Here is a 7,420-nt window from a genome sequence, read left to right as displayed (position 1 = left end):
CGTACCGGCGCGTGCCACTCGGACTCGCCGATGTCCCGCAGCAGCGCGTCGAGCCGTGCGGTCTCCGCGTCGTACGGGGTGACCCAGCCGGGGATCGGGATACGTGCCGGGCGGCGGCCCAGGCAGTTCTCCAGGACGCGGGACCGCAGCAGCGGGTCGAGGTCCAGGTCGCGGTCCTCGTGGAGCAGTGCCACGGCGTCCCGCAGCCGCAGGGCTTCGTCCGCGCACGGCGCGCAGGCCGTGAGGTGGTCCTCGACGGCCCTCGTCTCCCCGGCCGAACACGCCGAAAGCGCCCAGGCCCCGAGGAGGGACTTGAGCACACCGTGGGTGAGGACCGGCACCTCCGGCTCGGGTTCCCCGGGCTTCTCCTCCGTCCCGTACCCCTCCGCCGTCAGGTCCGCGTGGTCGTCCGCCGACCGGCGCGGCCCCGGTATCCAGGGGGCGCGTGCGACGTCGTCCCCGTCGCCGTCCGCCCCCGTCACAGGGCCCGTCCGTAGCCGGGCGGTCCGCCGCCCTCGGGGTGCCGGGTGTTCGCCGAGGAGAGCAGCTGGAGGCCGAGACGGAGGCGCCGCCGCGCCTCGTCCTCGGTGACGCCGAGGTCGGCGGCGGTCTGCCGGTAGTCCCGCCGCTGGAAGTACGCCAGTTCGAGCGCGGCCCTCAGCGGCGTCGGCATGGACGTCACGATGTAGTCGGCGCGGGCCGCGACGGAGGCCCGGCGGACCTTCTGCTCCAGTTCCTCGACGGAGCCCCGGCCGGTCTCCGCGTACGCCGTCGCCTCGGTCTGCCGCAGCCGGTGCACGGCCTGCGACTGTGTCAGGCGGGCGACCCACCCGCGCATGTTGCCCTGCTTGGGGTCGTACGCGTCGGGGTTCTCCCAGATGTAGCCGAAGACCTCGCGGGTGATCTGGTCGGCCGCGTCGTCGTCGTCGAGGACCCGGTGGGCGAGGCTGTGGACCAGGGAGGCGAACCGGTCGTACAGCTCGCCGAGCGCGGCGGCCTCCCCGCGCGCGAGCCGCTGCTGCATCCTGCGGTCCCAGCGCGGCGGTGTGTCCTTCGCCATCCGACCCTCCGCTCTCCCGGCTTCCGGCTCCCCTCCCGGCTCCCCGGCTCCCCTGTTCTCCTCCAACGTAGTGCGCCCCGCCGACAACGTACGTCCGTTTGCCGCAAGTGCGCCCTTGACGCGGATCCGGGTGGTAAGGAAAGCGTCATCCTTCGGCCCGGGGGTTTCGCGGCGTTCCGGCGGGGCAGGCGGCGTCCGTGACGACGATCGAGGTCGACGAGGACGAGTACGGCTCCTGGACGGTGTTCCGGGTGCGAGGAGAACTGGACCTGGTCACCTCCCCCCGGATACGCCGCCGCGTCCACGACGTGGTCGCGGGAGGCCGCCACGACCTGGTGGTCGACCTGTCCGCCGTCCGGTTCTGCGATTCCAGCGGGGTCGGCATGCTGATCGCGGCCCGCCGGCTGCTGCGTTCCTGTGGCGGCAGGCTCCGGCTGATACTGCCCGAGGACCGGGAGGGTCACGTCGGCCGGGTGCTCGCCGCGCTCGGCGTCCGGCGCCTCTTCGAGGTGTACGAGAACGTGCCGGCGGCGCTCACGGGCACGGATCCGATCGAGGCGGCGCTCACCGACACGACGGCCCTGACCGCGAGCGGTCTCACCGCGACGGACCGAATCGCTCCCTGAGCCGGTACTTGAGCACCTTCCGCAGCGTCTCGTTGCGGGGGAGCGCGTTCACCACCTCCAGCTGTTCCGGCAGCTTGTGGACGGAGAGGCCGGCGGCCCGCAGGAAGGCCGTCACCGAGGGCAGGGTCAGCGGCGCGGCGCCCGGCGGCTGTTCGACGACGGCGCAGACGCGTTCGCCGCGCTCGGCGTCCGGGAGGCCTATGACGGCGGTGTCGCCGACGTCCGGGTGCGTGTGGAGGAGGTCCTCGATCTCCTTGGCCGAGATGTTCTCTCCCTTGCGGATGATGATGTCCTTCACGCGGCCCGTGAGGACGAGGTGCCCGCTCGGGGTGAGGTGTCCGAGGTCCCCGGTGATGAGGAAGCCGTCCTCGTCGAAGGCGGCGGCCGTCTGCGCCGGGTCCAGGTAGCCTCGGCAGACGGCCTCGCCGCGCAGGCGGACCTCGCCGGTGCCGGTGATCCGGATCTCCATCCCGGCGGGCGGACGGCCCTCGGTGGTCGCGAGGTTCTCGGCGGTGTCGTCGGGGGAGCCCATCGTGATCATGGGGACCTCCGTCATGCCGTAGCCGTGGGTGAGCTGGCAGCCCAGCTCCTTCCGTACGGCGTGGTAGATCTCGGGCGGTTTCGGCGCCCCGCCGCCCGCGAGCAGCCGCAGCGTGGGGATGACCGGCCCGTCCGGGTGCCTGCGCTGTTCGGCGAGGAACATCGCGTAGAAGGCGGTGGAGCCGCCGGCCACGGTCACCCCGTGCCTGCGGTACTCGTCCAGGGCGTCCGGCAGCGCGAACTGCTCGAACATCACCGCGGGGAACCCCTGGAGCAGCAGCATCACCGTGTAGTCGGGCCCGGCGATGTGCGCGTACGGGAAGGCCATCGAGCCGACGTCCGCGTCGGTGAGCCGCAGCGCGTGGGCGAGGCAGGAGCCGCCGGCGAGGAGCGAGCGGTCGGTGTGCAGGACGCCCTTGGGGTCGGAGGTCGTGCCGGAGGTCCAGTAGATCCAGCGGACGTCGGTCCCCGAGGAGGGCGGCGGGGGCAGCACGGCCGGGTCGCCGTCGGGGAGGGAGGCGTACGCCTCGAAGACGCCGCGGGCGCCGAGCCGCCGGGCCATCTCCGTGTGGTCGAATCCGCGCCAGACTCCGGGGACGGCGAAGAACTCGGCCTTGGACTCGCGCAGCGCGAAGCCGACCTCCTTGTCCCGGTAGAAGGGGATCACGGGTGTCTGCACGGCTCCGATGCGGGCGAGCGCGAAGGAGAGCACGGCGGTCTCGACGCGGGTGGGCAGCTGCCAGGCGACGACGGTGCCGGGCCGCACGCCCATGCCGTACAGACCGGCGGCGCAGCGCTCGGCGCGCTCGCGCAGGCCGCCGAAGGTGAGGACGCGGTCGCCCTGGAGGAGGACGGGCCGATCGGGGGTGAGGGCGGCGCGGCGGGTGACGAGCTCCCAGAGCGTGCGGGAGTCGCCGAGAGTGTGTGCGGTCTCATTCATCCCGTACTCCTCTTGGCTGACGTTCCGTCAGATCGTGCGGCGAGCGTAGAGGCCCGGCGCTTGTCGGTCCAGGGGTGCGGGGCCTAGCCTGAGTCAGATCTGACGGTCCATCAGAAACATGGAGGGGTCATGACGGAACTGCCCCGCATCATCAGCGTCGACGACCACGTGATCGAGCCGGCCCACCTGTTCGAGACCTGGCTCCCGAAGAAGTACCGCGACCGGGGCCCCCGGCCCCTCACCGCCGGCATCGGCGAGCTCGCCTACGTCGCCGGCAAGTACCAGATCACGATGGACCCCGAAGGCCCGCCCACCGACTGGTGGATCTACGAGGACCTCAGGTTCCCGTACAAGCGCAACATCGCCGCCGTCGGCTTCGACCGCGACGACATGACCCTCGAAGGCATCACCAGGGAGGAGATGCGGCGCGGCTGCTGGGACCCGAAGGCCCGCCTCGCCGACATGGACCTCAACCACGTCGAGGCCTCCCTCTGCTTCCCCACCTTCCCCCGCTTCTGCGGCCAGACCTTCGCGGAGGCCCAGGACAAGGAAGTGGCACTCGCCTGCGTCCGCGCCTACAACGACTGGATGGTCGAGGAGTGGTGCGGCGACAGCGGCGGCCGGCTCATCCCGCTCTGCCTCATCCCGCTCTGGGACATCGACCTCGCCGTCGCCGAGATCCGGCGCAACGCCGCACGGGGCGTCAAGGCCGTCACCTTCTCCGAGATCCCCACCCACCTCGGACTCCCGTCCATCCACTCCGGCTACTGGGACCCCTTCTTCGCCGTCTGCCAGGAGACCGGGACGGTGGTCAACATGCACATCGGGTCGAGCTCCCAGATGCCCGCCGCCTCCCCGGACGCGCCACCCGCCGTCCAGGCCTCGCTCAGCTTCAACAACGCGATGGCCTCGATGATGGACTTCCTCTTCTCCGGCGTCCTGGTGAAGTTCCCGGGACTCAAGCTCGCCTACAGCGAGGGCCAGATGGGGTGGATCCCGTACGCCCTCGAACGCGCCGACGACGTGTGGGAGGAGCACCGCGCCTGGGGCGGCGTCCGCGACCTCGTCCCCGAGCCCCCGTCCACGTACTACTACCGGCAGATCTTCTGCTGCTTCTTCCGCGACAAGCACGGCATCGCCTCGCTCGACGTCGTCGGCCGCGACAACGCCACCTTCGAGACCGACTACCCGCACGTCGACTCGACCTTCCCGCACACCAAGGAGGTCGCCCTCGACCACGTCCGGGGCCTCGACGGCGAGACCGTCTACAAGCTGATGCGGGGCAACGCCATCCGCATGCTGGATCTGGGCATCGTCTGATGGACCTGACCTGCACCGACGAGGAGGAGGAGTACCGCGCCCGGCTGCGGGAATGGCTCACCGCGACCCTGCCCGGCCTTCCCGGGCGGCCCGACCCGCTCGACTGGCCCGCCCGCCGCGCCTACGACTGCGGCTGGCAGCGCAGGCTGTACGACGCCGGATACGCCGACACCCACTGGGACGCCTCCCCGACGCAGCGGCTGATCTTCCTTGAGGAGACAGAACGCGCCGGAGCGCCCTACGTCGGCGCCAACTTCGTCGGGCTCCTCCACGCGGGCCCGACCATCGCCGCCGAAGGCACCGCCGCGCAGCGCGAGCGGTGGCTGCCGCCGATCCTGCGCGGCGACGCGGTCTGGTGCCAGGGCTTCAGCGAACCCGACGCCGGCTCCGACCTGGCCTCGCTCAGGACCCGCGCGGTGCGGGACGGGGACACGTACGTCGTGAGCGGCCAGAAGATCTGGACCTCGCACGCCGAGGTCGCCGACTGGTGCGAACTCCTCGTACGGACCGACCCGGCGGCCCCCCGGCACCGGGGCATCAGCTGGCTCGCCATGCCCATGGACACCCCCGGCGTCACCGTACGGCCGCTGCGCACCCTCGCCGGCTCGACCGAGTTCGCGGAGCTGTTCCTCGACGAGGTACGGGTGCCCGTCTCCCACCGCGTCGGCGAGGAGAACGACGGCTGGCGGGTCACCATGGTGACGCTCTCCTTCGAGCGTGGCACCGCCTTCGTCGGCGAGGTCGTCGCCTGCCGCCGCCTCCTCGGCGAACTCGCCCGCACGGCCCGGGAGAACGGCACCTGGGACGACCCCGTCCTGCGGCGGCGGCTCGGCAGGCTCTCCGCCGAGTTCCAGGCCCTCTGGCGGCTCGTCCAGGCCAACGTCAGCGAAGCCCAGGCCACCGGCGGCGTTCCCGGCGCGGGCGGCTCCGTCTTCAAACTCCACTACTCCCACGCCCGCCAGGAGCTGTACGAGGCCGCCGCCGCCGTCCTCGGCCCCGACGCGCTCGACCTGGACCGCGACTGGACCCTCGACCGGCTCACCTCGCTCTCGTACACGATCGCCGCCGGCACCTCCCAGATCCAGCGCGACATCGTCGCCGAGCGCATCCTCGGCCTCCCGAAGGGACGGTGACCCCCGCCATGGACTTCCGACTCACCGAGGACCAGCGGGCCCTGCGGCGGGGCGCGCGGGACCTGCTCCTCCGCCGCTTCGACCGGGACGCGCTCCGGGCCGCCGCCGCCTCCGGCGCACTGGACCGGAAGCTGTGGCGTGAGCTCGGCGCGGCCGGGTTCTTCGCGCTGCGGCTCCCGGAGGAGGAGGGCGGGGCGGGGCTCGGCCTCCCGGAGGCGGTGCTCCTGTTCGAGGAGGCGGGAAGGGCGCTGCTGCCCGGGCCGCTGGTGGCGACGCACATGGCGGCCGGGGCCGTGCCGGGGGCGGCGGAGGGAGAGACGGTGGTGACCTCCGTCGACGAGGGGCTGGTCCCTTGGCTGGACGAGGCGGACGTGGTGCTGGGGGAGGTGACGGGAGCCGTCCCGATGAGGTCGGTGGATCCGCTGACGCCGCTGCACCGAGTGCCCGGACGCGGGGGCGCGACAGGGCCCCTGGAAGCCGTCCTCCTCACCGCCGCCGAGCAGGTCGGGAGCGCGGAGGCGAGTACCGAGGCGGCCGTCGGATACGCCCGGGGGCGCAAGCAGTTCGGGCAGGCGATCGGCGGGTTCCAGGCCGTCAAGCACCTCTGCGCCGGGATGCTCGTCCGTACCGAACTCGCCCGCGCCGCCGTCCGCGCCGCGTCCGTCACCGCCGACCCCGTCGAGATCGCCGGGGCCAAGCTGCTCGCCGACGACGCCGCCACGGGCAACGCCCGCGACTGCCTCCAGGTGCACGGCGGCATGGGCTTCACCTGGGAGGCGGACGTCCATCTGCACCTCAAGCGGGCCTGGGTGCGGGCCCGGCTCCGGCTGCCCGCCGCGCGGGCCGAGGAGGCGGTGGCCGCCGCCCTGTAACCGGCGGTGGCGCTCCGCACCCGCCGGGTCACGCAATGTCGATACCGGGTTGTGTCCTGCGGCGGGGCCGTCACGGCCCGGAGTCGGCCTCCGGCTCCGGTACGCTCCGTGGGATGCGAGCGCATGTTGACCCGGATCGTCCCGGTGTCGCCCGTTGGGTGACTCCGGTGCCGGGAATGCGCGCCGCTCGCGCCCCGAGGACGCGCCCTGCGCGCTCCTGTTCGACTCCCCGCAGCGCGCGTCGCACAGTATGGACTACGCGTACTCCTTCGCGCTGGAATATGCCCGAAGCGCTTGTTGCGGTGACTGTACGTCAACCATGCTGTCTCGCAAGGAAATCACGTTCCGTCAGGGCGTCGATGGCTGTGAGGCGCGAGGCGATGTGTCCGCCGGTTCGGATGGTGTGAGCGGTGCAGGTGCTTCAGGTTCAGTTGGAAGTCGGGCCCGACCCGGCAGAGGTGGGGCGAGCCCGGAGGTGGGCGCGGTCACGGCTCGCCGGTTCGGGCATAGGGGATGACGAACCGCTGGCCGAGACGCTGGTGCTGCTCATCTCCGAGCTCGTGACCAACGCGGTGGTGCACACCGGCTGTCCGGCCGTGCTGCGGATGCTGTTCGTGGCGGAGGGCGGGGTGCGGGTCGAGGTCGCCGACGCCAGCGACCGTCCGCCGAAACCGCGGCACGCGGAGGGCGAGGACACCAACGGGCGCGGCCTTGAGCTGGTGGACGGCCTCGCGGACCGGTGGGGCTGGCAGCCCGAGGGTGCGGGCAAGAGCATCTGGTGCGAGGTGGACCGGGCGCCGGTCGGGCCCGTCCCGGGCCCGGGGCTCCCGGTGTCGCCCGGCCGGGTGCACTGTTGACGGTTCGTTCCGTTTTGCCCACTCTGGTGTGAGCGATGCGCGGCGAGGGGAGCCGAGGGCCGCGGGCCCTCG

General features: G+C 72.4%; 8 protein-coding genes. 5 read left to right on the top strand and 3 right to left on the bottom strand.

Annotated features, from left to right (window positions below; translation table 11 throughout):
* Positions 1 to 395, bottom strand: a 395-nt coding sequence (locus ACFVYX_RS11000; RefSeq protein WP_389681127.1) for a zf-HC2 domain-containing protein, incomplete at its 3' end; no start/stop codon positions are given.
* A gap of 83 nt (positions 396 to 478) precedes the next feature.
* The gene (locus ACFVYX_RS10995; RefSeq protein WP_389681006.1) at positions 479 to 1,060 is read right to left on the bottom strand and encodes a sigma-70 family RNA polymerase sigma factor; all 582 of its coding nucleotides are present in this window, start codon (positions 1,058 to 1,060) and stop codon (positions 479 to 481) included.
* A gap of 197 nt (positions 1,061 to 1,257) precedes the next feature.
* Between ACFVYX_RS10995 and ACFVYX_RS10990 the strand changes: the two genes are divergently transcribed.
* Complete coding sequence (locus ACFVYX_RS10990) at positions 1,258 to 1,686, top strand: STAS domain-containing protein (RefSeq protein ID WP_389681005.1); 429 nt, start codon at positions 1,258 to 1,260, stop codon at positions 1,684 to 1,686.
* On the opposite strand, the gene ACFVYX_RS10985 is transcribed toward ACFVYX_RS10990, so the two are convergent.
* Entirely contained in the window at positions 1,658 to 3,166 is a 1,509-nt protein-coding gene (locus tag ACFVYX_RS10985; protein ID WP_389681004.1) for a class I adenylate-forming enzyme family protein, read from the bottom strand. The genes ACFVYX_RS10990 and ACFVYX_RS10985 overlap by 29 nt on opposite strands.
* A gap of 129 nt (positions 3,167 to 3,295) precedes the next feature.
* On the opposite strand from ACFVYX_RS10985, the gene ACFVYX_RS10980 reads away from it, so the two are divergent.
* The 4 genes from ACFVYX_RS10980 (at position 3,296) to ACFVYX_RS10965 (ending at position 7,348) form a co-directional block, all read left to right on the top strand.
* Positions 3,296 to 4,486, top strand: a complete 1,191-nt coding sequence (locus ACFVYX_RS10980; RefSeq protein WP_389681003.1) for an amidohydrolase family protein — start codon at positions 3,296 to 3,298, stop codon at positions 4,484 to 4,486.
* The gene (locus tag ACFVYX_RS10975) at positions 4,486 to 5,619 is read left to right on the top strand and encodes an acyl-CoA dehydrogenase family protein (RefSeq protein ID WP_389681002.1); all 1,134 of its coding nucleotides are present in this window, start codon (positions 4,486 to 4,488) and stop codon (positions 5,617 to 5,619) included. Before ACFVYX_RS10980 ends, ACFVYX_RS10975 begins: the two co-directional genes overlap by 1 nt.
* An 8-nt stretch (positions 5,620 to 5,627) precedes the next feature.
* Complete coding sequence (locus ACFVYX_RS10970; RefSeq protein ID WP_389681001.1) at positions 5,628 to 6,491, top strand: acyl-CoA dehydrogenase family protein; 864 nt, start codon at positions 5,628 to 5,630, stop codon at positions 6,489 to 6,491.
* A 410-nt stretch (positions 6,492 to 6,901) separates the two neighbouring features.
* Positions 6,902 to 7,348 carry an ATP-binding protein gene (locus tag ACFVYX_RS10965; RefSeq protein WP_389681000.1) on the top strand — a complete coding sequence of 149 codons (447 nt, stop codon included), beginning with the start codon at positions 6,902 to 6,904 and terminating at the stop codon, positions 7,346 to 7,348.
* The last annotated feature ends 72 nt before the right edge of the window (positions 7,349 to 7,420 follow it).

The sequence above is a fragment of the Streptomyces sp. NPDC058326 genome, assembly GCF_042879855.1.
Classification (GTDB): Bacteria; Actinomycetota; Actinomycetes; order Streptomycetales; family Streptomycetaceae; genus Streptomyces.
Note: the sequence above shows the minus strand (reverse complement) of the source record. Positions and strands in the feature narration are given on the sequence as shown.